The organism is Palleronia sp. LCG004 (assembly GCF_032931615.1).
Lineage (GTDB): Bacteria > Pseudomonadota > Alphaproteobacteria > Rhodobacterales > Rhodobacteraceae > Palleronia.
The window spans coordinates 2,690,544-2,715,924 of sequence record NZ_CP136759.1 but is presented as its reverse complement, the minus strand read 5'-3'; the positions used below and the strand labels follow the sequence as shown (position 1 = coordinate 2,715,924).

The 25,381-nt window shown below is 65.6% G+C and carries 22 protein-coding genes; 9 read left to right on the top strand and 13 right to left on the bottom strand.

Annotated elements, in window-relative coordinates:
- Window position 1 precedes the first annotated feature (1 nt).
- The 3 genes from RVY76_RS13265 to RVY76_RS13255 all read right to left on the bottom strand — a co-directional run bounded on the left by RVY76_RS13265 (window position 2) and on the right by RVY76_RS13255 (window position 2,472).
- Window positions 2–883, bottom strand: coding sequence for a UTP--glucose-1-phosphate uridylyltransferase (locus RVY76_RS13265; protein ID WP_317374609.1), 882 nt, complete (start codon window positions 881–883; stop codon window positions 2–4).
- 76 nt (window positions 884–959) lie between these two features.
- Complete coding sequence (gene cysQ / locus RVY76_RS13260; protein ID WP_317374607.1) at window positions 960–1,757, bottom strand: 3'(2'),5'-bisphosphate nucleotidase CysQ; 798 nt, start codon at window positions 1,755–1,757, stop codon at window positions 960–962.
- Between the two features lie 73 nt (window positions 1,758–1,830).
- The gene (locus RVY76_RS13255; protein WP_317374606.1) at window positions 1,831–2,472 is read right to left on the bottom strand and encodes an alpha-ketoglutarate-dependent dioxygenase AlkB; all 642 of its coding nucleotides are present in this window, start codon (window positions 2,470–2,472) and stop codon (window positions 1,831–1,833) included.
- 167 nt (window positions 2,473–2,639) lie between these two features.
- Here RVY76_RS13255 and dnaK point away from each other — a divergent pair, with 167 nt between their 5' ends.
- From dnaK to radC, 3 genes are all read left to right on the top strand, one after another.
- Window positions 2,640–4,556: a molecular chaperone DnaK gene (gene dnaK, locus RVY76_RS13250; protein WP_317374604.1), complete on the top strand. Its 1,917-nt coding sequence runs from the start codon at window positions 2,640–2,642 to the stop codon at window positions 4,554–4,556.
- A 72-nt stretch (window positions 4,557–4,628) separates the two neighbouring features.
- Window positions 4,629–5,789 carry a molecular chaperone DnaJ gene (gene dnaJ / locus RVY76_RS13245; protein WP_317374602.1) on the top strand — a complete coding sequence of 387 codons (1,161 nt, stop codon included), beginning with the start codon at window positions 4,629–4,631 and terminating at the stop codon, window positions 5,787–5,789.
- Between the two features lie 86 nt (window positions 5,790–5,875).
- Window positions 5,876–6,634, top strand: coding sequence for a RadC family protein (gene radC, locus RVY76_RS13240; RefSeq protein WP_317374600.1), 759 nt, complete (start codon window positions 5,876–5,878; stop codon window positions 6,632–6,634).
- 4 nt (window positions 6,635–6,638) lie between these two features.
- On the opposite strand, the gene RVY76_RS13235 is transcribed toward radC, so the two are convergent.
- A complete protein-coding gene (locus RVY76_RS13235; protein WP_317374599.1) occupies window positions 6,639–8,189 on the bottom strand; it encodes a phosphate ABC transporter substrate-binding/OmpA family protein in 1,551 nt (516 codons plus the stop codon).
- Between the two features lie 46 nt (window positions 8,190–8,235).
- Window positions 8,236–10,935 carry a preprotein translocase subunit SecA gene (gene secA, locus RVY76_RS13230; protein WP_317374597.1) on the bottom strand — a complete coding sequence of 900 codons (2,700 nt, stop codon included), beginning with the start codon at window positions 10,933–10,935 and terminating at the stop codon, window positions 8,236–8,238.
- 171 nt (window positions 10,936–11,106) lie between these two features.
- Here secA and RVY76_RS13225 point away from each other — a divergent pair, with 171 nt between their 5' ends.
- From RVY76_RS13225 to RVY76_RS13215, 3 genes are read left to right on the top strand one after another with little or no spacing between them, the layout of a single operon-like run.
- On the top strand, window positions 11,107–11,940 hold the full coding sequence (locus RVY76_RS13225; protein WP_317374596.1) for a peptidylprolyl isomerase: 834 nt from the start codon (window positions 11,107–11,109) through the stop codon (window positions 11,938–11,940).
- Window positions 11,941–11,946: 6 nt separating this feature from the next.
- Window positions 11,947–13,164 carry a bifunctional glutamate N-acetyltransferase/amino-acid acetyltransferase ArgJ gene (gene argJ / locus RVY76_RS13220; RefSeq protein WP_317374595.1) on the top strand — a complete coding sequence of 406 codons (1,218 nt, stop codon included), beginning with the start codon at window positions 11,947–11,949 and terminating at the stop codon, window positions 13,162–13,164.
- Between the two features lie 13 nt (window positions 13,165–13,177).
- Window positions 13,178–13,576: a (deoxy)nucleoside triphosphate pyrophosphohydrolase gene (locus tag RVY76_RS13215; RefSeq protein ID WP_317374594.1), complete on the top strand. Its 399-nt coding sequence runs from the start codon at window positions 13,178–13,180 to the stop codon at window positions 13,574–13,576.
- 63 nt (window positions 13,577–13,639) lie between these two features.
- On the opposite strand, the gene infB is transcribed toward RVY76_RS13215, so the two are convergent.
- Genes infB through rimP form a run of 4 tightly spaced genes read right to left on the bottom strand, consistent with a single transcriptional unit; the run spans window position 13,640 to window position 18,978 of the window.
- Window positions 13,640–16,120, bottom strand: coding sequence for a translation initiation factor IF-2 (gene infB, locus RVY76_RS13210; RefSeq protein ID WP_317374593.1), 2,481 nt, complete (start codon window positions 16,118–16,120; stop codon window positions 13,640–13,642).
- 8 nt (window positions 16,121–16,128) lie between these two features.
- A complete protein-coding gene (locus RVY76_RS13205; protein WP_317376771.1) occupies window positions 16,129–16,755 on the bottom strand; it encodes an RNA-binding protein in 627 nt (208 codons plus the stop codon).
- A complete protein-coding gene (gene nusA / locus RVY76_RS13200) occupies window positions 16,752–18,374 on the bottom strand; it encodes a transcription termination factor NusA (RefSeq protein ID WP_317374591.1) in 1,623 nt (540 codons plus the stop codon). Before nusA ends, RVY76_RS13205 begins: the two co-directional genes overlap by 4 nt.
- Window positions 18,375–18,378: 4 nt before the next feature.
- Complete coding sequence (gene rimP, locus RVY76_RS13195) at window positions 18,379–18,978, bottom strand: ribosome maturation factor RimP (protein WP_317374590.1); 600 nt, start codon at window positions 18,976–18,978, stop codon at window positions 18,379–18,381.
- Between the two features lie 196 nt (window positions 18,979–19,174).
- On the opposite strand from rimP, the gene RVY76_RS13190 reads away from it, so the two are divergent.
- The gene (locus tag RVY76_RS13190) at window positions 19,175–20,872 is read left to right on the top strand and encodes an ATP-binding protein (protein ID WP_317374588.1); all 1,698 of its coding nucleotides are present in this window, start codon (window positions 19,175–19,177) and stop codon (window positions 20,870–20,872) included.
- Window positions 20,873–20,884: 12 nt separating this feature from the next.
- On the opposite strand, the gene pip is transcribed toward RVY76_RS13190, so the two are convergent.
- Window positions 20,885–21,859 carry a prolyl aminopeptidase gene (gene pip, locus RVY76_RS13185; RefSeq protein ID WP_317374586.1) on the bottom strand — a complete coding sequence of 325 codons (975 nt, stop codon included), beginning with the start codon at window positions 21,857–21,859 and terminating at the stop codon, window positions 20,885–20,887.
- A gap of 63 nt (window positions 21,860–21,922) precedes the next feature.
- On the opposite strand from pip, the gene ubiG reads away from it, so the two are divergent.
- On the top strand, window positions 21,923–22,672 hold the full coding sequence (gene ubiG / locus RVY76_RS13180; protein ID WP_317374584.1) for a bifunctional 2-polyprenyl-6-hydroxyphenol methylase/3-demethylubiquinol 3-O-methyltransferase UbiG: 750 nt from the start codon (window positions 21,923–21,925) through the stop codon (window positions 22,670–22,672).
- Here ubiG and RVY76_RS13175 read toward each other — a convergent pair.
- The 3 genes from RVY76_RS13175 to RVY76_RS13165 are packed head-to-tail and all read right to left on the bottom strand — an operon-like array spanning window position 22,657 to window position 24,509.
- On the bottom strand, window positions 22,657–23,487 hold the full coding sequence (locus tag RVY76_RS13175; protein ID WP_317374583.1) for a carbon-nitrogen hydrolase family protein: 831 nt from the start codon (window positions 23,485–23,487) through the stop codon (window positions 22,657–22,659). The two genes, ubiG and RVY76_RS13175, sit on opposite strands and share 16 nt — an antisense overlap.
- Window positions 23,488–23,490: 3 nt before the next feature.
- The gene (gene grxC / locus RVY76_RS13170; RefSeq protein WP_317374582.1) at window positions 23,491–23,748 is read right to left on the bottom strand and encodes a glutaredoxin 3; all 258 of its coding nucleotides are present in this window, start codon (window positions 23,746–23,748) and stop codon (window positions 23,491–23,493) included.
- 41 nt (window positions 23,749–23,789) lie between these two features.
- Window positions 23,790–24,509, bottom strand: coding sequence for a ComF family protein (locus RVY76_RS13165; RefSeq protein WP_317374581.1), 720 nt, complete (start codon window positions 24,507–24,509; stop codon window positions 23,790–23,792).
- A gap of 23 nt (window positions 24,510–24,532) precedes the next feature.
- Between RVY76_RS13165 and RVY76_RS13160 the strand changes: the two genes are divergently transcribed.
- The gene (locus RVY76_RS13160) at window positions 24,533–25,378 is read left to right on the top strand and encodes a methyltransferase domain-containing protein (protein ID WP_317374579.1); all 846 of its coding nucleotides are present in this window, start codon (window positions 24,533–24,535) and stop codon (window positions 25,376–25,378) included.
- The last annotated feature ends 3 nt before the right edge of the window (window positions 25,379–25,381 follow it).

Below are 25,381 nucleotides of genomic sequence, written 5' to 3'. Positions count from 1 at the left end.
ATTATCCGTCGATCTTGAGGCCGCGAAGATAGTCCTTGAATTCCGGGCCCAGATCGCCCCGCGCCATGCCGAAGGCGACGGTTGCCTGCAGGAAGCCGCCCTTGGAACCGCAATCGAAACGCTCGCCGTCGAAGATGAGGCCGGAAACACCGGGATCCTTGCCGATCTGCTCGGCGATCGCATCGGTAAGCTGGATCTCACCCCCCGCACCGCGCCCGGTCTCGTGCAGGCTGTCGAGCACGTCGGGCGTCAGAATGTAACGTCCGATCACGGCAAGATTGGAGGGCTGCGTTCCGGCATCGGGCTTTTCGACCATGCCCTTCACCTTGACGACGTTGCCGTCGCGGCTCTCGGGATCGAGGATACCATATGCGCTCGCCTTGTCGGCCTCGACCTCCATCGCAGCCATCATGCAGCCACCGATCTCGTTATGGGCCTCGATCATCTGGGCAAGGACCGGCTCGTCGGAGGCGATCACGTCGTCGGGCAGAACCACCGCAAAGGGCTCGTCGCCGATCAGGCGGCGGGCGCACCAGACCGCGTGCCCGAGCCCCATGGCCTGCTGCTGACGCACGTAGGAAATCGCGCCCGACGGCATGTTGGTGTTCTCGAGGACCTCCATGAGGTCGGTCTTTCCCTTCGCCTCGAGCGCATGTTCGAGTTCGGGTGCGCGGTCGAAATAATCCTCAAGCGCGGATTTCCCGCGCGAGGTGACGAAGATGAAGTCGGTGATACCGGCACCGCGCGCCTCGTCGATCGCGTACTGGATCAACGGACGATCGACGAGCGTCATGATCTCCTTCGGAATCGACTTCGTCGCCGGGAGGAACCGCGTTCCCAGACCCGCAACGGGGAAAACGGCTTTGGTAACGGATTTGACCATCTGAAAGTCCTCGATCATTGAAGCCCGCCCAGGTTGGCGAACCGGTTGAATGTAAGCCCTGGATATTCTGCAACGATCACGCCTGCCGCAGGTTCACCCCGGGCGCATGAGCGATGAAGAACGGATTTTCGAAACCCGCCTTTCCATAGAGCAGATCGTCGTGATCGTCGAACCGGACGACATGTCCGCCCGCACCGGCGAGAACCGCATGACCGGCCGCCGTGTCCCATTCCATCGTCCGTCCGAGCCGTGGATAGAGATCCGCCTCACCGGTCGCGACCAGGCAGAACTTGAGCGACGATCCCGCACTCTTCATGTCGCGCACGTCGTATTTCGCGATGTAGTCGTCCGTCGCGCTGTCGCGATGGGATTTCGAGGCCACGACCATGAGCGCGGAATTGTCCGGCTTCGACACCCCGATCGGCGTGACTTCCCCAGCCTCACCGCGGCCGAGTTCACCCGTCTCCTCCACCGACGTGCCGTCCGCCATCGTGTAGAAAAGACGCCGCTTGGCGGGGGCGAAGACCACCCCGCGGATCGGTCGGCCATTCTCGACATAGGCGATGTTGACGGTGAAATCGCCGCGCCTTTGGACAAATTCCTTGGTCCCGTCGAGCGGATCGACGATGAGAAAGGTGTCGACGTCCTGATCGTGGGATGCGGATTGCTCCTCGGTCACCAGGGGCACGTCCGGAAAGGCCGCACGCAATCCAGACGAAATCACGGCGTCGGCGGCTTCGTCGGCCGCCGTGACGGGGCTTTCGTCCAGCTTGGTCCTGACGTCGAAATCTTCGCGCGAATAGATGTCCATGATGGCCTCGCCCGCATCGAGGGCGAGCCTGCGCATCGTCCTGACCAGAAGCTCGTGATCCATCTGCTGTCCTTTCGACATCGCGGGCTGCGCTTTCACGCCCCCGTTATGAGTTCGCCGCGTGCAAACGGCAAGGTTATCCGTGGCGGCAGGTTTCGGTCGCGACCCGCAACGTGACGTTGATCCTCCCGCCTTCCGGCAAGAGATTGCTCGATCCGAAGCGGATCCTGTCGATCCCGTGATAGACCATCCGCGCCGCGCCGCCCAGTACCGCGACATCTCCCGATCCGAGCCAGATCGACCGCGTGGGATCGCGACGCTCGAGGCCACCGACCCTGAAAAGCGCATCGTCGCCGAGCGAAAGCGACACGACCGGAAAGTCGGTCGACGCCTCGTCGCGATCCTGGTGCAGGCCCATTCTAGCCCCTTCGCCATAGAAGTTGACGAGGCACGTATCGGGCGGCCGCTTGCATTCCGCGACTTCGGCCCAGAGGTCGAGAAAGACATCGGGGATCGGCGGCCATTCGGTGCCGGCGGGATGCGCCGCGTCATAACGGTATCCACGACGATCGCTGATCCAGCCCACCTGCCCTGCCGACGTCATTCGAACGCTCATCTTCTTGCCACGCGACGTCTCGGGCCGCAGGAACGGGGCAGCGGCGGCAACCTGGCGGAGCGCATCTACGGCGGCGGCCTGCGCCTCGGGGCCCAGGAAGCCGCGGTGGATCGCCACCCCGCCGAGATCGAGCGTCTCCGCCCCGGGCAATTCACGCTTCAAAAGACTGGCCCCTCCCCGCGGCACATCGCTTGCAGCCCTGAAATCCCATTCCTATATAGCGCCTCAACGCCGACCCCGAGGGCGTAAAACCCGGGGAATGGGATCGCCGGTCGGGTGCCAAACCGGGCCTGACCGCAAGTATATCGCCTAGCAAGAGGAAATGACACATGGCCAAAGTCATCGGTATCGACCTTGGAACCACCAATAGCTGCGTCGCCATCATGGACGGCAGCCAGCCCCGCGTGATCGAGAACGCCGAAGGCACCCGGACGACCCCGTCGATCGTCGCCTTCACCGAGGAAGAGCGTCTCGTCGGCCAATCCGCCAAGCGTCAGGCGGTCACAAACGCCGACAACACGATCTTCGCGGTCAAGCGCCTGATCGGCCGCCGCAACGACGACCCCGAACTCGCGAAGGACAAGCAGAACCTGTCCTACAACGTGATCGAGGGTTCGAACGGCGACGCCTGGGTTCAGGCGCGTGGCGAGAAGTATTCTCCCTCCCAGATTTCCGCCTTCATTCTGCAGAAGATGAAGGAAACGGCCGAGAGCTACCTCGGCGAGGAAGTGACGCAGGCCGTGATCACGGTTCCCGCCTACTTCAACGACCAGCAGCGGCAGGCGACGAAGGACGCGGGCAAGATCGCGGGCCTCGAGGTGCTGCGCATCATCAACGAGCCGACCGCGGCGGCACTGGCCTACGGTCTCGACAAGAAAGAGACGAAGACGATCGCGGTCTATGACCTCGGCGGCGGCACGTTCGACATCACGATCCTCGAGATCGACGACGGCCTCTTCGAAGTGAAGTCCACCAACGGGGACACGTTCCTCGGCGGCGAGGACTTCGACATGCGGATCGTCAACTACCTCGCCGAGGAGTTCAAGAAAGAGCACGGCACCGACCTCAAGCAGGACAAGATGGCGCTCCAGCGGCTCAAGGAAGCCGCCGAGAAGGCCAAGATCGAATTGTCGTCCTCCAGCCAGACCGAGATCAACCAGCCGTTCATCTCGATGGGCTCGAACGGTCAGCCGCTGCACATGGTCATGAAGCTGACGCGTGCGAAGCTCGAAAGCCTCGTGAGCGACCTGATCAAGAACTCCATCGCGCCCTGCAAGGCGGCGATCAAGGATGCGGGCATCTCCGTGGGCGAGATCGACGAGGTCGTGATGGTCGGCGGCATGACCCGGATGCCGAAGGTCGTCGAGGAAGTGACGAAGTTCTTCGGCAAGGAGCCGCACAAGGGCGTGAACCCGGACGAGGTCGTGGCGCTTGGTGCAGCGATCCAGGCAGGCGTGCTTCAGGGCGACGTCAAGGATGTCGTGCTTCTCGACGTGACGCCGCTGTCGCTCGGGATCGAGACGCTGGGTGGTGTCTTCACCCGTCTCATCGACCGCAACACCACGATCCCGACCAAGAAGAGCCAGATCTTCTCGACCGCCGAGGACAACCAGAATGCGGTGACGATCCGGGTCTTCCAGGGCGAGCGCGAGATGGCGGCCGACAACAAGATGCTCGGCCAGTTCAATCTTGAGGACATTCCGCCCGCGCCGCGCGGCATGCCGCAGATCGAGGTGACCTTCGACATCGACGCCAACGGCATCGTGTCTGTCTCTGCCAAGGACAAGGGCACCGGCAAAGAGCAGAACATCACGATCCAGGCGTCGGGCGGACTGTCGGACGACGAGATCGAGAAGATGGTCAAGGAAGCCGAGGAGAATGCCGAGGCGGACAAGGGCCGCAAGGAACTTGTCGAGGCACGCAACCAGGCCGAGAGCCTCATCCACTCGACCGAGAAGTCGCTCGAGGAGCACAAGGACAAGGTCGATCCCTCGACCGTCGAGGCGATCGAACTCGCCATCTCGAACCTGCAGGAGCAGCTCGAGACCGACGACGCGGGCAAGATCAAGTCCGGCATCCAGAACGTGAGCGAGGCCTCCATGAAACTCGGCGAGGCCATCTACAAGGCCGAGCAGGAGAAGGCCGACAGCGGCGACGAGACCGAGACCCGGTCCTCCTCGGACGGGGACGACGATGTCGTGGACGCCGACTTCGAAGATCTCGACGACGACAAGCGGGCCTCTTAAGGCGCTCTTGCTCCTCGGATGGGGGCCGGCCTGATCCATCGGGTCGGCCCTTTCACGTGAAGGACGATTGATATGGCAAAACGCGATTTCTACGAGATTCTCGGCGTTTCGAAGGGTGCTTCCGCCGACGAGATCAAGAAGGCCTATCGCCAGAAGGCCAAGGAACTTCATCCCGACCGGAATGCCGACAACCCCAAGGCCGAGACCCAGTTCAAGGAAGCGAACGAAGCCTACGAAGTCCTGAAGGACGCCGAGAAGAAGGCGGCCTATGACCGCTTCGGCCATGCCGCGTTCGAAGGCGGCGTGGGCGGAGGTGGCGGAGGTCGCAGGCCTGGTGCCGGCGGCTACGGTGGCCAGGGCGACTTCGCCTCCGCCTTTTCCGACGTCTTCGACGATCTCTTCGGCGACATCATGGGCGGACAGCGGCGTGGCGGCGGGCAGCGCGCGACACGCGGCTCCGATCTGCGCTACAACATGAAGGTGACGCTCGAAGAGGCGCACAAGGGCCTTCAGAAGACGATCACCGTACCGACCGCTGTCACCTGCGGCGTCTGCGAAGGCTCCGGTGCCGAAGGCGGTGCCGAACCCACCACCTGCCCCACCTGTTCGGGGATGGGAAAGGTGCGCGCCCAGCAGGGCTTCTTTACGGTCGAGCGGACCTGTCCGACCTGTTCCGGTGCCGGCCAGATCGTCAAGAATCCCTGCAATGCCTGTGGTGGTGCCGGACGCGTCGAACGCGATCGCGCCCTGTCGGTCAACATTCCCGCGGGTGTGGAGACCGGAACCCGGATCCGCCTCGGCGGAGAGGGGGAGGCCGGCCTGCGTGGCGGACCGTCGGGCGATCTCTACATCTTCATCGAGGTCGAGCCGCACACGCTCTTCCAGCGTGAGGGCGAGAACCTCTTTTGCCGGGTACCTGTGTCGATGACGGATGCGGCACTCGGCGGCGACATAGAGGTCCCGACGATCGAGGGCGGACGCTCCCGCGTCAAGATCCCCGCCGGCAGCCAGTCGGGCAAGCAGATGCGCCTGCGTGGCAAGGGCATGCCCCACCTGCGTGGCGGCGGTGCGGGCGACATGTATATCGAACTCGCCGTCGAGACTCCGGTGAACCTTACCGGAAAGCAGAAGGAGCTTCTTCGGGAGTTCAATCACATGAGCGAGGACAACAATCCCGAAAGCACGGGGTTCTTTCGCAAGGTGAAGACCTTCTGGGACGGCCTGAACCAGTGATCCTTAAGCCCCCGCATCGCTGCGGGGGCTTTTTTCGACGGGCCGCGCTAACCGATCCTAAATCGCCCGCCGCCTAAGATGGCGGCATGAGATCGCGCAACACCCCGCCGTCAGAGACCGACCTGCCGCTTTTCGCGCCCGACGAAGTCACGGTGGCGAAAGGCGAAAGCGTTCCGTCCTACCTCCGCGATCACCGCGCGCGCCTGCGCGAACGGTTCATGACAGGCGGGCCGGGGGCATTGCCCGATTACGAGATGCTCGAACTCATCCTCTTCCGGGCGATCCCGCGGCGCGACGTCAAGCCGCTCGCCCGTACGCTGATCGACCGGTTCGGCGATCTCGGCCGCGTTCTTGCCGCCCCCGCGCATCAATTGCTCAAGCTGCCCGATGTCGGCCCGTCCGTCGTTCAAGAGCTGAAGCTGTCTGAGGCGGTCGCCCACCGGATCGCACGTTCCCGCATCCTCCATCGCCATGTGGTCGGCGACTGGCAGGCCCTTCTCGACTATTGCCATATGACGATGACCAACCGCGAGACCGAGCAGTTCCGCATCCTCTTTCTCGACACGAAGAACACTGTCATCGCCGACGAGGAACAGGCCCGCGGCACCGTCGATCACGTGCCCGTCTATCCCCGCGAGGTGATCAAGCGCGCGCTGGAGCTCAATGCAAAGGCACTCATCCTCGTGCACAACCATCCATCCGGAGATCCCACCCCGTCGCAGGCCGACATCGACATGACCGCACAGATCGACCGCGCCTGCGAGGTGATGGGCATGACGCTCCACGATCACCTGATCGTCGGACGCGCGACCGAACTCAGCTTCCGCGCATCGGGCTATCTCTAGGCTGTCAGTCGAGCCAGACCTCGACCCGCCGATTGACTCGGGCGCCCCAATCTGTCCGGTCGCATGCCATCGGCATGGCCTCGCCGAAGGCCGCCGTCTCGAGCGAGACCAGGTCTCGATCGAGATCGTCGATCGCGGCCCGGACCGCATCGCGGACCACGCCCGCCCGGTCGCGTGACAGCGAAAGGTTCGTCAGTGCATCGCCGGCCCCGTCCGAGAACCCCGCGAAGGTCAGACTGCGATCGTCAAAGACCCCGCGCTCCAGCGCTTCGGCAAGAAGCTCGACATTCGCCCGGCTCTGCGCATCGAGCTCCGTCGAGCCACCCTCGAAGCGGAAAGACAGCGACAGGCGCACCTTGCCGTCCATGGCCTCCACCAGCCGTTGCAGATCCTGGAGAGAGACCTGCTCTCCCGCGCTCGAGATCGCGTAGGCGAGCCTGCGACCCTGTGCTTCGAGCGGTATGGCCTCGGGAAACTGATCGACGAAGCCCGCCCGTCGGATCACCGGTTGCGCGGCGGGAGAGGTCACGTATTCCACGAAGTCACGGGCAAGACCGCTCAGCCTCCGCATCGGCGCATAGAGAAAGATCGGGGCCGTCAGCGGATAATCCTCGCTCTTGAGCGTCAGGAAATCGGCCTCCACCCGCTTGCCGCATTGCCCCGCGACGATCAGCGGCTGCACGTTCCCGAGCCTCGAGAACGCGGCGAGTCCGAGGGCGGCGGGGTCTTCGGCGACGGCCATCGCGAGGGTCGCGTCATCCTCGTGCACCACCGTCCCGCCCGGCAGGGCGACCTCGCCGCGTTGCATCGCAAGACGAAGGAACGCCTGCAGGAGCCCCGATCCCGGATCGGTCACGTGAAGGCGAATGGAGCCGGGATCGCCGCCGAGGTCGGTCCAGTCGACGATCTCGCCCGAGACGACAGCGCGCAGCGCATCGATCGAGATCGTGCCGACGCGATTGCCCACCGCCACGGCCGGCACGATGGCGTCGAGCGCGAGAATCCGCGAGCGGCCGGCATTGGTCAGATCGCCACGACCGGCCTGACGCGCGAAAAGCGCCTCGTCCGTCGTGATTTCCCGACGCGAAACGATGAGATCGGCCTCGTCCGCGATGAGATCCGCAAACCCCTCGTCCGACGTGCTGAGCGTCAGCGTGACCCTCGACAGGATCGCGCCGTCGGCTTCCTCCCGGATCTCGAACGTCGTGTCGTCCGCGCTATCCACGCGCGTGAGCGAAAGGCCCCGCCTCACCGCGAACGTCTCGAGTAGGACGGGAAGGAGGATATCGCCCACCGCCGCGCTGCCGGAGATCCTCAGTTCCGGCACAAAGGCATCGATATCCGGACAGGCGGCACCGGTGCAGGTGACCCGCGTGCCATCGACGCTGACCTCACCGAACTCGGTCTCAAGACGGTAGAAGGTGCCGTCGTACCCCAAAATCCGACCGCTGATCGAAAGCGCGCCGTCGCGCGCCTCGAGCGTCACCTCCTGGGAACACGCGACCCCCGGCACGGCGATCCAGAGCCACAGAATGGCCGCACCAACTCGTCGCATGAAACCCGTGCCTCCCCCAGGCATCCTCCCGCTTGAGGGATCGTGCTCAGGCCAGTTGACCGTGGCAATGCTTGAATTTCCGGCCCGATCCACAGGGGCAGAGATCGTTGCGCCCCGGATTCCCCCAGGTCTCCGGATCGGCCTCGACGAAGCCCGGGGCCGCGGCCTCTGCCTGCGCCTCGCCCTGCGGGGGGGACGCCTCGGCCTGTTTCTGCGTCGCCGCGCGCTGCGCCTCGATCCGGGCGATCATCTGGCGCTGCTCCTCCTCGCTCAGGGGGCGGATCTGCGACAGCTTCTGCGTGACGTCCTCGCGCAGCGAATCGAGCATCGTCTCGAAAAGCTGGAAGGATTCGTTCTTGTACTCGTTCAGCGGGTCGCGCTGTGCGTAGCCGCGGAATCCCACGACCGAACGCAGATGCTCCAGCGTCAGAAGATGCTCGCGCCACTTGGTGTCGATCGTCTGGAGCAGGATCTGCTTCTCGATCGCACGCATGTTCTCGGGGCCGAACTGCTTCGTCTTCTCGGCCATGAACTCGTCGGATTTCTCGTACAGACGCTCGCGGATCGCCTGGTCGTCGACCCCGTCCTCCTCGGTCCATGCGATGATGGGCACGTCGAGCCCGAGCTGCTCGAGCACGGCGACATAAAGCCCCTCGCCGTCCCACTGGTCGGCATAGCTCTTGGCCGGAATGTACTGGTCCACAAGATCGTCGATCACCTGAAGGCGCATGTCGCGAGCGATCTCGCCCAGATCCTCGGCCTCCATGATCTCGCGGCGCTGGCCGAAGATCACCTTGCGCTGGTCGTTCATCACGTCGTCGAACTTCAGCAGCTGCTTGCGGATGTCGAAGTTGCGCCCCTCGACCTTCGCCTGCGCCTTTTCGAGCGACTTGTTGACCCACGGGTGAACGATCGCCTCGCCTTCCTGCATCCCGAGCTTCTGCAGCACGTTCTCGAGCCGCTCCGAGCCGAAGATCCGCATCAGGTCGTCCTCGAGCGAGAGGAAGAACGACGACTTGCCCGGATCCCCTTGGCGACCCGACCGGCCGCGCAGCTGGTTGTCGATCCGCCGGCTCTCGTGGCGTTCGGTCGCGAGAACATAGAGCCCCCCCGCTTCCTTGACCTTTTCCTTCTCGTCGGCCGTCTCGGCCGCGATGCGGGCGCGGATCTCCTCGGGGTCGCCGTCGGGATCGGCCTCGAGCGCCTGCAGCACCTTCAGCTCGACATTCCCGCCGAGCTGGATATCGGTGCCGCGACCGGCCATGTTCGTCGCGATCGTCACCGCCCCGAGCTTGCCGGCATCTGCGACGATCTGCGCCTCCTGCTCGTGCTGACGTGCGTTCAGCACGTTGTGCGGCAGGCCCTCCTTCTTGAGGAGGTTCGACAGGAACTCGGATTTCTCGATCGACGTCGTGCCGACGAGGATCGGCTGCTTGCGCTCGTGCGCTTCCTTGATGGAGGCGACGATCGCCTCGTATTTCTCGCGCGCCGTGCGATAGACCGCGTCGTGCTGATCCTCGCGCGCGACGGGGCGGTTCGTCGGCACCGCGACGACGCCGAGGCGATAGATCTCTGCGAATTCCTCGGCCTCGGTCAGGGCGGTTCCCGTCATCCCTCCGAGTTTCTCGTAGAGCCGGAAGTAGTTCTGGAACGTCACCTGGGCGAGCGTCACGTTCTCGGGCTGGATCTCCAGCCCCTCCTTCGCCTCGATCGCCTGGTGCAGACCGTCCGACAGCCGCCGTCCGGCCATCATGCGGCCGGTGAACTCGTCGATCAGGACCACGTCGCCGTTCCGGACGATGTAGTCCTTGTCGCGGTTGAAGAGCTTGTGCGCCCTCAGGCCCTGATTGACGTGATGGACGATGGTGGTGGATTCGGGATCGTAGAGCGACTGGCCCTCGGGCAGGATGCCCGCCTGCAGCAGGTGCTGCTCCAGGAACTCGTTGCCCTCGTCGGTGTAGGTGACGTTTCGCGTCTTCTCGTCGAGCTTGAAGTGATCGTCCTGCAGATGCGGGATCACCGCGTCGATCGTCCGGTACAGCTCCGAGCGGTCCTGCGCCGGCCCCGAGATGATCAGCGGCGTGCGCGCCTCGTCGATCAGGATGCTGTCCACCTCGTCGACGATCGCGAAGAAATGCCCGCGCTGGTACATGTCCTTCAGCTCGCCCTTCATGTTGTCGCGAAGGTAGTCGAAGCCGAGCTCGTTGTTCGTCGCGTAGGTCACGTCACAGCGATAGGCGTGGCGCTTCTCCTCGTCGGGCTGCTGCGGATAGACGACGCCGCAGGTCATTCCCAGCGCATTGTAGACCTTCGACATCCATTCCGAGTCGCGCTTGGCCAGGTAGTCGTTGACCGTGACGATGTGGACGCCCTTGCCCGCCAGCGCGTTCAGATAGGCGGGGAAGGTCGCGACCAGCGTCTTGCCCTCGCCCGTCTTCATCTCGGAAATGTTGCCCTGGTGCATGAAGATGCCGCCCATGAGCTGCACGTCGAAGGCCCTCAGGCCCAGTGCGCGCCGCGCGGCCTCGCGGCAATTGGCGAAGGCCTCGGGCAACAGATCGTCGAGCTTTTCGGTCTCGGCGCGCGCGATCAGCTCGCGCGTCTTGTCCTTGAGATCCTGGTCCGATTTCGCCTCGAACTCGGCCTCGAGCGCGTTGATCCGATCCACGATCGGCCGCGTGGCCTTGATCTTGCGGTCGTTCGGCGTGCCGAACACCTTCTTGGCGACAGTTCCCAGACCCAGCATGATATCTCCTGATGGCATCGTGTCGGAGGACGACGCGCTTGCCGGACAGAGTGCGCACGCGTAGGAAAGGCGCGAGTCCCCCCTTCAAAGGCTGCAAGCGATGTAAGGGGCGCCCATCACCGTGTCAACGGCGGCCCCGACAGGGTGCCCCGAAGTATAAGGACCGAAGCGATGTCCAAACTGAAGCTCCGCGCCGCGATCTGCGCCCTCTCGGTCGGCCTCGCCGGGCCGCTCGCGGCGCAGGATGCCTCGACCGTCGTGGCGACGGTCGATGGCGTCGAGATCACCCTCGGCAACATGATTGCCTATCGTCAATCGCTGGGCGAGCAGGCCGGCCAGATGCCGCCCGAACAGCTTTACGACGCGATCCTCGACCAGATGCTGTCGATGACGACGCTGGCCGCCGGTCGGACGCTCGACGATGCCGACCGCTTCTATCTCGAGAACGAAGAGCGCTCGCTCCTGGCACGCGCCGCCGTGAACGAACTTTCGCAGGAAGAGGTGAGCGACGAGGAAATCCGCGCCGCCTACGAGGAGGCCTTCGGCGGCTTCGAGGGGACGCAGGAATACAACGCCTCGCACATCCTCGTGGAAACCGAGGAAGAGGCTCAGGCCCTTCTCGAGGAGCTCGAGGGCGGTGCCGATTTCGCCGAGCTCGCACGGGCGAACTCGACCGGCCCCTCCGGCCCCTCCGGCGGAGAGCTCGGCTGGTTCGGCCCCGGCCAGATGGTGCCGGCCTTCGATCAGGCAGTGCAGGACATGTCGGTGGGCGATCTCGCCGGGCCGGTCCAGACGGAATTCGGCTGGCACGTCATCCGGCTGAACGACAGCCGCAACGCCGAGGCTCCCCCGCTCGAGGAGGTGCGCGAGCAACTCGGTCGCCAGATCCTCAACACCCGCATCGCGGAACAGATCACCGCCGCGCGCGAGGCTGCCGATATCGAGATGTCCGATACCGATTTCGACCCCTCGATCATCAACGACACCTCGCTTCTGGGGCGATAAGACCGAATGCCGACGCTTTCTCCGCTCGCGCCCGACCGTTTTCCCGATCTGCCCGAAATCGCGGGCCTGAGGCTTTCGACCGCCCAGGCCGGCGTCCGATACGCCGACCGCACGGATGTCATGCTGGCCGTGCTCGATCCCGGTGCCTCCATCGCGGGCGTGTTCACACGCTCGGCGACCCGGTCGGCCCCGGTTCTCGATTGCCAGGCGAAACTCGGCGGCGATCCCGAAAGCGGCGCGGCCATCCTCGTGAATTCCGGCAATTCCAACGCCTTCACGGGACGCGCCGGAGAGGCCTCGGTCGCGCGGATCTGCGAGGCCGTCGCCTCCGCCTGCGACGTGCCGCCCGCGCGCGTCTTCACCTCCTCGACCGGCGTCATCGGCGAACGCCTGCCCGACGACCGCATCCGTGCGGCGATCGACGGCCTCGTCGGCGGGCTCGGCCCGGCGAACTTGCCCGATGCGGCGCGCGCCATCATGACGACCGACACCTTCGCCAAGGGTGCCGCCCGCGAGGTCGAGACCCCCGAGGGCACGATCCGCATCGCGGGCATCGCCAAGGGGTCGGGCATGATCGCGCCTGATATGGCGACGATGCTCGTCTACATCTTCACGGACGCGACGATCGCGCAGCCCCTCCTGCAGGACATCGTCGGGGCCACCTCCGATGCGACGTTCAACTGCATCACCGTCGACAGCGACACCTCGACCTCGGATACGCTGCTCGCCGCCGCGACGATGAAGGGCCCGCAGGTGACCGAGCGCGGAGGCCCGTTCGAACTGGCGCTCCATGACCTCATGCTCGAGCTCGCCCATCAGGTCGTGCGTGACGGCGAGGGGGCCAGCAAGTTCATCACCGTCGCCGTCAGTGGCGCGGCCGACGACGACGACGCCCGCAAGGTCGCGATGTCGATCGCCAACTCACCGCTCGTCAAGACGGCCATCGCGGGCGAGGACCCGAACTGGGGCCGCATCGTGATGGCCGTCGGCAAATCCGGCGCGCAGGCCGATCGGGACCGGCTGTCGATCCGGTTCGGTGACGTGCTCGTGGCCGAGGACGGCTGGGTCGCCGAAAGCTACACCGAAGAAGCCGGTGCCGCCCACATGAAGCGGCGCGAGATCGAGGTCGGCGTCGATCTGGGCCTCGGCGACGGGGCCGCGACCGTCTGGACCTGCGACCTCACGCATGGCTACATCACGATCAACGCCGATTACCGGTCGTGAGACCGGCAGCCCGATGAAGATCGTCCTCGTCTCGGCCGTCGCGCTCATCGACACGGACGGGCGTGTGCTCCTCGCCCAACGCCCCGAAGGCAAGTCTCTGGCGGGCCTCTGGGAATTTCCGGGCGGCAAGGTCGAGCCCGGCGAAACCCCCGAGGCCGCCCTCATCCGCGAGCTTTCCGAAGAGCTCGGGATCGACACCTGGCAGTCCTGCCTGGCGCCCCTCACCTTCGCATCGCACGGCTACGATGATTTCCACCTCCTCATGCCACTCTTCGCCTGCCGGAAATGGCAGGGCCTACCCAGCGCGCGCGAGGGGCAGGTGCTGAAATGGGTCCGCCCGCGCGACATGCGCGACTATCCCATGCCGCCGGCCGATCTGCCCCTCATCCCGATCCTGCGCGACTGGCTCTAGGACGACACGAAAAAGGCCCTGACGACGATGTCGTCAGGGCCTTTTGCATTCGTATTTCCGCGATCAGGTGAGGTTGCGCTCGACCTCTTCGCGCTCGAAGATCTCGATGACGTCGCCGGGGCGAACGTCGTCGTAATTCTCGAATGCCATGCCGCATTCCTGACCCGACTGCACTTCGGCGACTTCGTCCTTGAAGCGCTTCAGCGTCTTCAGCGTACCCTCGTGGATCACGACGTTGTCGCGCAGCAGGCGCACACCGGCCGAGCGTCGCGCGATCCCCTCGGTCACGAGGCACCCTGCAACGTTGCCGACCTTGGTGACGCGGAACACTTCCTTGATCTGGGCATACCCGATGAAGTTCTCGCGAACCTCCGCGGACAGCAGACCGGATGCCGCCTTCTTCACGTCGTCGACGAGGTCGTAGATCACGCTGTAATAACGGATCTCGACGCCCTTCTGGTTCGCCGTGTTCCGGGCGCTGGCATTGGCACGGACGTTGAAGCCCATGATCGGGGCTCCGGACGCCTCGGCAAGACCCACATCCGTCTCGGTGATGGCGCCGACGCCGGAATGGAGCACGCGCACGCGCACCTCGTCGTTGCCGATCTTCTCCATCGCCTGGGTGATCGCCTCGGCGGACCCCTGGACGTCGGCCTTCACGAGGATCGGCAGCTCGGCCACGTTCTCGTTCGCCTTGGCATTCGCCATCAGCTGCTCGAGCGTGGTCGCCGCACCGGCCGCCGCGCGCTTGTCACGGGCGGCATTGGCACGGTATTCCGCGATTTCGCGGGCCTGCGCCTCGGTCTCGACGACGTTCAGCACGTCGCCCGCCTCGGGTGTGCCGTTGAGGCCGAGCACCTCGACCGGAACCGACGGACCGGCTTCGTTGACCCGCTCGCCCTGATCGTTCTCCATGGCGCGGACCTTGCCCCACTGCTCGCCCACGACGAAGATGTCGCCACGGCGCAGCGTCCCGTTCTGCACGAGAACCGTCGCGACCGGGCCGCGACCCACGTCGAGCTGCGCCTCGATGACGGCACCCTGTGCCGACCGCTCGGGGTTGGCCTTGAGTTCGAGCAGCTCCGCCTGCAGCGCGATCGCCTCGAGCAGCTGGTCGAGACCCTGGCCGTTCACGGCCGAAACCTCGACGTCCTGCACGTCGCCCGACATCTTCTCCACGATCACCTCGTGCTGGAGGAGGTCCGTCCGGACCTTGTCGGGGTTGGCGTCGGGGCGGTCGATCTTGTTGATCGCCACGATCATCGGCACCTTCGCCGCCTTGGCGTGATTGATGGCCTCGATCGTCTGCGGCATGACCGCATCGTCGGCGGCCACGACCAGCACCACGATATCCGTCACCTGCGCGCCGCGGGCGCGCATCGACGTGAAGGCCGCGTGGCCCGGCGTATCGAGGAAGGTCAGCGTCGCGTCGCCCTGCTCGACCTGGTAGGCACCGATATGCTGCGTGATGCCGCCCGCTTCGCCCTGCACGACCCGCGCGTGGCGGATGGCGTCCAGAAGCGATGTCTTGCCGTGGTCGACATGGCCCATCACGGTGATGATCGGCGCACGCGGTTTCAGATCGGACGGGCTGTCCGCGACCTGATCGATCACCTGCTCCACGTCCGCATCGCTGACGCGGACCACGCGGTGGCCGAATTCCTCGATGATGAGTTCCGCGGTGTCGGCGTCGATCGTCTGGGTCTGCGTCGCCATGATGCCGTTCTGCATCAGCGCCTTGACGATGTCCGAGACCTTCTCGCTCATCCGGTTGGCAAGCTCGCTCACCATGATCGCCTCGGGAAGGTTGACGTTGCGCGTCACCTTCTCGCGGTCCTGTTGCTGGCCCATCGCCTTCTTGCGGGCGCGCTCCTGCTGGCGCTTCATCGATGCCATCGACCGCTGCCGGCCGCCCTCGCCGCCCGAAAGCGCCTGGTTGACGGTCAGCTTGCCGGACCGGCGCTTCTCGCCGCCCACCTTCGCGGGCTTGGCGGGCTTGTCGCGCTCGCGCTCGGGGGCGCGGGCCGGTGCGGGCTTCTGGGTACGTGCGGCGCGCGCTTCGGCTTCCGCCGGATCGGCGGCGGGCTCGGCGGCACGGGCCTTGGCCTCGTTGTCCTCGCGGAGACGGCGCGCGTCCTCTTCGGCTTTCGCCTTCAGAGCCTCTTCGCGCTCGCGCTCCTCGCGCTCCTTCGCCTCGATCTCGGCACGACGGCGCTCACGCTCCTCGGCGCGGGCCTTCTCCTCGGCCTCGCGCGCCGCGGCTTCCTCGCTCTCGCGCGCCCTTGCGGCGGCGAGGGCACGCATCCGACGGTCGAGTTCGGCGTCGGAGATCCCTGCGGGGCGCTTCTTCGGATCACCTCCGACGGGCGTCGACCGCCCTCCGCCCTCGGCTTTTCCCGCGGCGGGCTTCGGGGCCACGACGCGCTTGCGCTTGGTCTCGACCACGACGCTCTTCGTCCTGCCGTGGCTGAAACTCTGCTTCACCTGACCGGAACGCGGACCGCCGCGGACACCGAGCGTCTTCTTGCCGTCATTCTCACTCATCGGATCTTCTATACCTTTCCGGGAACCGGATCGTTCCCGCCAGTTTGCTTTTCAGACCTGCGGACGCCTGAAAGCCGGACTGCGTCATCCCGGAACAAATCGGTCAGACGGCCGGCGGCAAGCGCCGCATGTATCACACGTTCCCGCCCGAAGGACAAACCCAATTCCCGGGCGGTCAGGATATCGAAAAAGGATCCGCGTCCTCCCGGACGGTACAACTTAGACTTGCCGCGCTCGGATCCGTCGGAGGCTTGCAACAGGATTGCGACCTGATCCTTGTCGAGCCAGTCCTTGACCTTCTCGAAGCCGGTTACCGCACGTCCCGCCTTTCGGGCCATGCTGATCCTGTCGAGCACCCGGCGCAACAGACCATCCTCGACCGCGGCGATCAGTCCGTCGGGAATGCCGACCTGACGCTTCGCCCCCTTCGAGAAAAGCTTGCGGTTCACCGCGGTCTCGAGCGCTTCGCGATCCGCGCTCACATACATCCCACGGCCCGGCAGTTTTCCAGCCACGTCAGGGTATATGGTATCGCCGGGGCCCAACACAAACCGTACCAGGCCCCTTTTCGGAGAAACCTCGCCCGAAACGAGACATTTTCGTTCCGGATCGGTGATATGTGCGTTGCGGCTCAGGCTTCGTTCTCCTCGGCGATCTCTGTGCTGCCGGCCTCGGCGTCGTCGGCTCCCGCCAGATCGTCGGGATCGACCCAGCCGAGCTGGATCCGCGCGGTCATGACCATGGCCTGCGCTTCCTCGAGATCCACACCGAAGGGTTCGAGCACACCGTCATCCTTGTGACGCTCGCCGTCGACCGTGGTCCAGCCGCCGGCAAGTTCCCAATCGGCACAGGTGGCGAAATCCTCGAGCGTCTTGATGCCGTCGCCGGCCAGCGCCTCGATCATCTGCGGGTTCAGCCCCTCGAACTCGATGAGGCTCTCCTCGACGCCCAGCGCCCGCGCCGCGTCGAGCGCCTTGCGGTTCTGTTCCTCGATATAGTCGCGCGCCCGGGCCTGGAGCTCCTCGGCCGTGTCGTCGTCCACCCCGTCGATCACCGTCAGCTCGTCGGGTTCGACATAGGCGACCTCCTCGAGCGTGGTGAACCCCTCCGAGACCAGAAGCTGCGCGAAGAACTCGTCGAGGTCGAGCGTATCGACGAAGAGCTTGGTACGCTCCTCGAACTCGGCCTGACGGCGCGCCGATTCCTCTTCCTCGGTCATGATGTCGATGTCGAGCCCGGTCAGCTGCGAGGCGAGCCGCACGTTCTGTCCGCGCCGCCCGATCGCCAGCGAAAGCTGCTCCTCGGGCACGACGACCTCGATCCGCTCGGCCTCCTCGTCGAGCACGACCTTTGTCACCTCGGCGGGCTGGAGCGCGTTGACGAGGAAGGTGGGCATGTCCTCGTTCCAGGGAATGATGTCGATCTTCTCGCCCTGAAGCTCGTTGACCACGGCCTGGACGCGGCTGCCGCGCATGCCGACACAGGCCCCCACGGGGTCGATCGAGCTGTCGTAGGAGATCACGCCGATCTTGGCGCGGCTTCCCGGATCGCGGGCGACGGCCTTGATCTCGATCACGCCCTCGTAGATCTCGGGCACTTCCATCTTGAAGAGCTCGGCCATGAATTGCGGGTCGGTCCGGCTGAGGAAGATCTGCGGGCCCCGCACCTCGCGGCGCACGTCCTTGATGTAGACGCGGATCCGGTCGTTCGGGCGATAGCTCTCGCGGCCGATCTTCTCGTTGCGGCGCAGCACGGCCTCGCCCGCGCCGATATCGACGATGACGTTGCCGTATTCCTCGCGCTTGACGATGCCGTTGATGATCGTGCCGGCGCGGTCCTTGAATTCCTCGTACTGCCGGTCGCGCTCGGCCTCGCGGACCTTCTGCAGGATCACCTGCTTGGCCGATTGCGCGGCGATGCGGCCCATCTCGACCGGCGGGACCTCCTCGACGAAGGTGTCGCCGATCTGCGGGTCGTCAAGATACTGCTTCGCGGTCTCGACCGTCATCTCGGCCTGGTAATTCTCGAGTTCCTCATCCTCGACCACGGTACGCACGCGGGTGAACGTCGCGCGGCCTGTCTTGCGGTCGATCGAGACGCGGATGTCCATTTCCGCGCCGTAGCGCGACTTCGCCGCACGGGCGAGGCTCTCTTCCATCGCCTCGACGACCAGCGCGGGGTCGATCATCTTCTCGCGCGCGACGGCCTCGGCGGTCTGGAGAAGCTCGAGCTGGTTTGCGGATGTGATGGCCATGGTCTCAGTGATCCTTCTGGTCGGGAAGACGCGCATCGTCTTCGCTGTCGATGATGGTCTCGATCTCGTCGAATTGCGCCTCGTCGATCTCGCCGGCATTCTTGCGGGATTTCAGCACGTCGCGGATCAGATCGTCGGTAAGCACGAGCTTCGCGTCCGAGATCCAGTCGAACCTGAGCCCGATCGTCCCCTCCTCGATCTCGATCAGGACCTCGCCTCCTTCGGTCCCGGCGAGCGTGCCCTTGAACCGCCTGCGGCCGTCGATCATCTCGTCGGTCTCGACCTTGGCGACGTAGCCCTCCCAGGCCTCGAAATCCTTCAGCCGGGTCAGCGGCCGGTCGATCCCCGGGCTCGACACCTCGAGCGTGTAGGCCTCCTCGATCGGATCCTCGACGTCGAGATGCGCCGATACCGCGGTCGAGATGTCGCCGCAATCGTCGACCTCGATCCCGCCCTCGGGGCGATCGGCCATGATCTGCACTGTCGGCGTCTTGCCACCCATGTAGCGGACGCGGACGAGTTCGTACCCCATCCCCTCGATCACCGGCGTGATGATCTCGGCGAGGCGGCGGTCGATGCTGGCTTTGGCGATCAGATCGGACATGGATTGCCTCACAAACACAAAAAAACGGGCCGCGGCCCGTTACGATGGATCGGTGGGGACCGGGTTTGGACCCCGATGCGCCGCGTGTTGCATCCCACCTACCCCCCGATGCGCGGAATTGCAAGGGCCGGCCCGCGTGAAGCCAATCTTAATCTCTCCCCGCCACGTTGTGCCGGCAGATACGGAGCCGCAACAGATGCACCGCACGCCGCTGGTACGACAGATCGAACGGATCCAGGGGGATCGGCCCGTGCGCAACGTCGTGGCGGGGGTCGTCATCCTCATCACGCAGATGCTCGATCCGTATATCTGGGGCATCTACGTCCTGATGGCGATGATCGCGCTCGATTTCGGGGCCTGGCGGCTCGAGAACCGGATGCTGCGCGGACGTTCGCTCGCGGCCTATCTGTCGTATTGCGCGCTCTGTTCGATCTACACGTCGCTCCTCGCCGTGCTGATCTTCAACATGATGGCCTCGGAGGAAGTGGTCATCTTCTTCACGGCGCAGGCCCTCCTCTGGACGGCAATGCTGCATTGCGCGGTTCTGCGTACCGACAAGAACCTCATCGGGTTTTCCTCGGCGGCACCGCTGCTTCTGTGTGTCTTCTACACGCCGGTCATGCTCGCCGATTTCGGCACGTCGCGGATCGAACTGATGTCCTGCGCCATCGTCGTCCTCATGACCGGAACCTACGTCGCGACCATCTTCAGATCCGCCATCAGGCAGAAGAAGGATCTCACCCAGGCGGAACGGACGGCCCACGAGGCCCTCCGGACGCGCGAACGCTTCTTCGCCACGATCGGGCACGAGATCCGCACCCCGCTCAACGGCGTTCTCGGGATCGCGCAGATCCTCGAACAGGAAGCGACCCTCCCGGCCGAGCGCGAGCGCGCCAAGGTCCTGGGCATGTCCTGCCAGAACCTCAACGCGCTGGTCAGCGACATGCTCGATCATGCGAAGCTCACCGAGGGGAAGTTCACCATCGCGCCGCGTCCCACGGTCATCCACGATCTGGTCTCCGCGGTCGAAGGTCTCTACCGCGACAGCGCCCGTCAGGCCGGGCTCGACCTCAGGACAGAATTCCTCGGACAAAATCCCGATTGCGTCCTCGTCGATCCGGTGCGCGTGCGGCAGATCCTCTGCAATCTCGTCTCGAACGCGCTCAAATACACCCACGAGGGCGAAATCGTCCTCACCGTCTCGACCCAGTACCGCAGACAGGCGCCGTGGCTCTCCATCGCCGTGCGGGATACCGGGACCGGCATCAGGGACGACGCGCTCGCGACGATCTTCGACCCCTATCGCCAGCTCGATGACGATCCGTCGAAGGCCGGGATCGGATCGGGCCTCGGCCTGATGATCGCCCGCGATCTCGCGCGGGCCATGGGGGGCGACGTATCCGTCATGTCGCGCCTCGGCCGCGGCACGAAGTTCACGGTCGAGATTCCCTCGCCGATCGCCCAGTTCCCCCGTGGATCGGCCGAGACACCCGACACGCTTCCCGACCTGACCGGGCGCACCATCGCCATCGTCGACGACGCGCAGGTGAACCGGATGATCGTGCGCAAGTTCCTGGAACCGACCCATGCCACGATCCTCGAGGCGGAAGATGGCCGCGAGGCTCTCGAACTGCTTGCGGGCAATCGTGTCGATCTTGCCTTCATCGACATGCACATGCCCAACCTCAACGGACTCGGGATGCTGGAGGCGATGCAGGCCGATCCGCATCAGTCCCGGATCGCGACGGTGCTCATGTCCGCGGCCTACGATTCGCAGGAATCTCTTTTCGACGCGGTCCTCACCAAACCCGTCGATCGCGGCGAATTGATCGCACTGGTAGAAAGGCTTCTTCCCGAAGGACCGGCCGTGGACGACCTCCGGATCTCGGCCTGACGGCAAAGCCGGTCAGCCCTCCTGGCGCAGCGCGTCCATGATTCCGACCAGCGCGGCACTGATCCCGGGTTCCGACAGCGCGTGTCCCGCCCGCGGCACCATCCGAAGCACCGATCCCGACCACGCCTCGTGCAGCCGCCAAGCCGAACGCGGCGGACAGATCATGTCATAGCGACCCTGCACGATATGACCCGGAAGATGCGCGATCCGGTCCATCCGGTCCAGGATCTGCCCGTCATGGTCCAGCCATCCGCGATGCGTAAAATAGTGATTCTCGAGCCGCGCGAAGGCGCGTGCGTAGTCGCCCGGGCTCTCGCCGCCGGGCCCGTCCGTGTCGATCGAGGCGAGCGTGTTCTCCCACGAGGTCCAGGTCCGCGCAAACCGGGTTTCCGTCACGCTGTCGCCGGAAAAGAGCCGCCTGTGATAGGCCGCGATCAAATCGCCTCGCTCCTCCTCCGGCACCGGATCGACGAAGCGCGACCAGACATCGGGCCAGAACCGGCCGGCCCCGCCCGCATAGAACCACTCGAGCTCGGCCTCGGTCATCAGAAAGACGCCGCGCAGGATGATATGGCGCACGGCCTCGGGATGGGTCTGCGCGTAGATGAGCGCGAGCGTCGCGCCCCAGCTTCCGCCGAAGACCATCCATTTTCCGATTTCCAGCGCATCGCGGATCCTCTCGATATCCGCAACGAGGTGCCAGGTCGTGTTGTCCTCGACGCTCGCATGGGGGCGAGACCGCCCGCAGCCCCGCTGGTCGAACAGCACGATCCGATAGATTTCCGGGTCGAAATAACGCCGCATCGAGGGCGAACAGCCGCCGCCCGGCCCGCCATGCAGCACGACCACGGGAATGCCGTCGGGGTTGCCGCATTGCTCGACATAGACCGAGTGTCCGTCGCCGACCGCCATCATGCGCTGGTCGAACGGGTCTATGCGCGGATAGAGGTACGATGCCGCGCTTTTTTGTCCTGCCGATCTGTCCATCGGGAGTCTATATAATCCGCGAACGCTCCTCGCCATGGAGTTCCGCGCAAAAATGAGGTCGCGATGCCCGTCTCCACCATCGATCAAGGCGAAATCGACAAATTCGGTGCGATGGCCGCCGAATGGTGGGACCCCGAAGGCAAGTTCAAGCCGCTGCACATGATGAACCCGGTGCGGCTCGATTACATCTGCACGCAGATCGCGGGCGAATACGGTCGCGACCTGCGCTCCTCCCGCCCGTTCGAGGGTCTGCGCCTGCTCGATATCGGGTGCGGCGGCGGGCTTCTTTGCGAGCCGATGGCCCGGCTCGGCGCGACGGTCGTCGGTGCCGACGCTGCCGAACGCAACATTCCCGTGGCCGAACACCACGCGCACGAACAGGGGCTCGAGATCGACTACCGCCATACCAGCGCCGAGGCGCTGGCCGAGGCCGGGGAAAGCTTCGACATCGTCCTCGCCATGGAGGTGATCGAGCACGTGTCCGACCCGCATGCCTTCCTCGCGGCCTGCCGCGATCTCCTCCGGCCGGGCGGCATCGTGATCTGCTCGACCATCAACCGCACGACCCTCAGCTTTGGGGCCGCGATCATCGGGGCCGAATGGATCATGCGCTGGCTGCCCAAGGGCACGCATGACTGGCAGAAATTCATTACCCCGGACGAGCTTTCCGCCATGCTGGGGGGTGCCGGGATCGACCCGGTGGACCGCGCGGGCTTCGTCTTCAATCCCCTGAGCTGGCAGTGGCGGATCTCGGACCGCGACCTCGCCGTGAACTACGTCATGACCGCCCAGCGGCCTCAGGGCGCGGCATAGTCCTGCTCGAGGCCGAGGCTCGGGATCCTCGCGCGCGAACGGTCCACATCGGCCGGATCCAGATCGACGAAGGTCACGCCGGGCTCCGTGCCCGCATCCACCAGGACCTCGCCCCACGGCGACACGGCGAGCGAATGGCCATGCGTCCGCCGCTCCCGCCCGTCCGAGGCGACGTGTCGGCCCGTCTGGGCGGCGGCCAGAACGAAGCATCCGGTCTCGATGGCGCGCGCGCGCAACAGCGGCTCCCAATGGGCCGCACCGCTCACGGGCGAGAACGCCGCCGGCACCATCAGGATGCCCGCCCCCGCCCGCGCCAGATCGCGGTAGAGCCGCGCGAAACGGACGTCGTAACAGACGGTCAGACCGATCGTCCCCATCGGCGTCCGCGCCAGCACGGCACGATCACCGGGGCGGTAGCGATCCGATTCGCGATAGGTCTCGGTCGCGTCGATCGCCACGTCGAACATGTGGATCTTGTCGTATCGCGCCGCGATCGACCCGTCGGGCCCGATCAGGACCGAGCGATTGGCGAGCCGCCCGTCCGCATCGCCGCTCCGCAGGGCAAGCGATCCGACATGCAGCCAGATGCCGTGCCGTGCCGCGTCCTCGCGCAGAGCCCCAAGGGTCGGGTCCTCGTCCTCGACGAAAAGCCGCCCCCGGGCATCCTCGGGATTGACCGAGATGAAGTTCGTGACCTCGGGCGTGGTGACGAGATCCGCGCCCCCCTCGGCCGCCCGCGCGACCGCCGCGCGCGTCGCCGCGAGGTTCAGGGCCGGATCGTGCCCCGAGGTCAGCTGGACCAGCGCCGCGCGCATCGCTCAGGCTTGCAGCATCGGGTCGAGCTTGCCGTCCCGCTCCAGCGCGGAAAGATCGTCGAACCCGCCCACATGCGCGTCGTCGATGAAGATCTGCGGCACCGTGTGACGGCCATTCGCGCGCTTCATCATCTCCTGACGGCGCTCCGGGTCGCCCGAGACGTCGATCTCGGCGTAGGACGCGTCCTTGTTCGTCAGCAGGCGCTTGGCGGCGTGGCAGAAACCGCAGAGCGGCGTGGTATAGATCTCGATACGGGCCATTGATCGGGGCTCCTTTCGGGGAATGTCGTTCGACCCGCTATCTAGGTGCCCCGCATCACGCGTGCCAGTGTGACGACGTCCACCTTCCCCGCTCCGGCGCGATAGCAGGCCTCCGTGCAGGCCGAGAGCGTCGCCCCCGAGGTCATCACGTCGTCGACCAGCAGGACCGGACGCCCCTCGATCGCGGCACCGTAGCGCGGATGCGGCTCGATCGCGTCCTCGAGATCGCTGAACCGCTCGGCCGCCGACTTGCCGTCCTGCACCCGCGTCGGCCGTGGCCGCAGCAGGGCGCGCGGCGCATGATCGCACCCGCCGATCCGCGCCATCTCGCGCGAAAGCGCCGCCGCCTGATTGTAGCGCCGCCTGAACAGCCGCCGCCAGTGGATCGGCACCGGCACGAGCAGCGTCTCGGGCAGCAGGAGCGGTGCCGCCGCCCGCATCATCCATCCAGCCGCCGCCGGCACGAGGTCGAGCCGGTCGCCATGCTTGATCCTGAGCACGAGCTGCCGCGCCCGCCCCTCGTAGACGAGTGCCGCACGCCCCCTGAGCCAGGGCCGGCCCCATTTCAGGCAATCGTCGCAAAGCCAGGTCTCGTCATCCTCCCCCGGCAACGGCATGCCGCACACGTCGCAGCAGAGCCCCAGGATGAACGGCGTGTCGCGCCAGCAATCGCCGCAAATCCCGCCGCGATCCGACACCGGAGCCTCGCAGGTGGCGCAATGCGGCGGATAGATCAACGCCAGCGCCGATTGCATCGACATCGAAATCCCCTATCTGCTGGCCCATGACCCAGCCACCTCGCCTGACCGACCGCGCGCAACTCGCCCGCAACCGCAGCCGCTTTCGCCCCGGCGCGGCATTCCTGCACGAGATCGCCGCGGATGAACTCAAGGAGAGACTGGAAGAGGTTAACAGGCAGTTTACCGAGATCGCCGTCGTGACCGGCCAGCCCGAATTCTGGGCCGCGCAGTTTCCCGGCGCGCGGATCGTCCCCGACGAGGACCGCATCGACCTCGAGCCCGAAAGCTACGACCTCGTCATCCATGCCATGTCGCTGCACTGGGCCGACGATCCCGTCGGACAGATCGTGCAGTCCCGCCGCGCGCTCCGGCCCGACGGCCTGTTTCTCTGCGTGACCCTCGGGGGCCAGACCCTGTCGGAGCTCCGCATCGCGCTGGCCGAGGCCGAGACCGCGCTCCGGGGCGGCATTTCTCCGCGCGTGGCCCCGATGGGCGAGATCCGCGATCTCGGCGGGCTCATCCAGCGCGGCGGCCTCGCACAGCCGGTGGCCGACACGGATACCTACGTCGTGTCTTATCGCGACGCGCGTCACCTGATGCGCGAGCTTCGCGAGATGGGCGAGGGCAACGCGCTCGCCGCACGCGACCGCCGCACGCTCGGCCGCGGGATCCTCGAGCGTGCGGGCGCGATCTATGCCGACCGCTTCGCCGCCACGGACGCGCCCGACCGGATCCGCGCGACGTTCGAGCTCATCTTCCTGTCCGGCTGGGCCCCCCACGAAAGTCAGCAGAAACCGCTCCGTCCCGGCTCCGCCCAGGCGCGGCTTGCCGACATTCTGGAAACCGCGCGAACGGGGCCCGACGGGACGTCTCGCGACGGTGGTGATTGACCC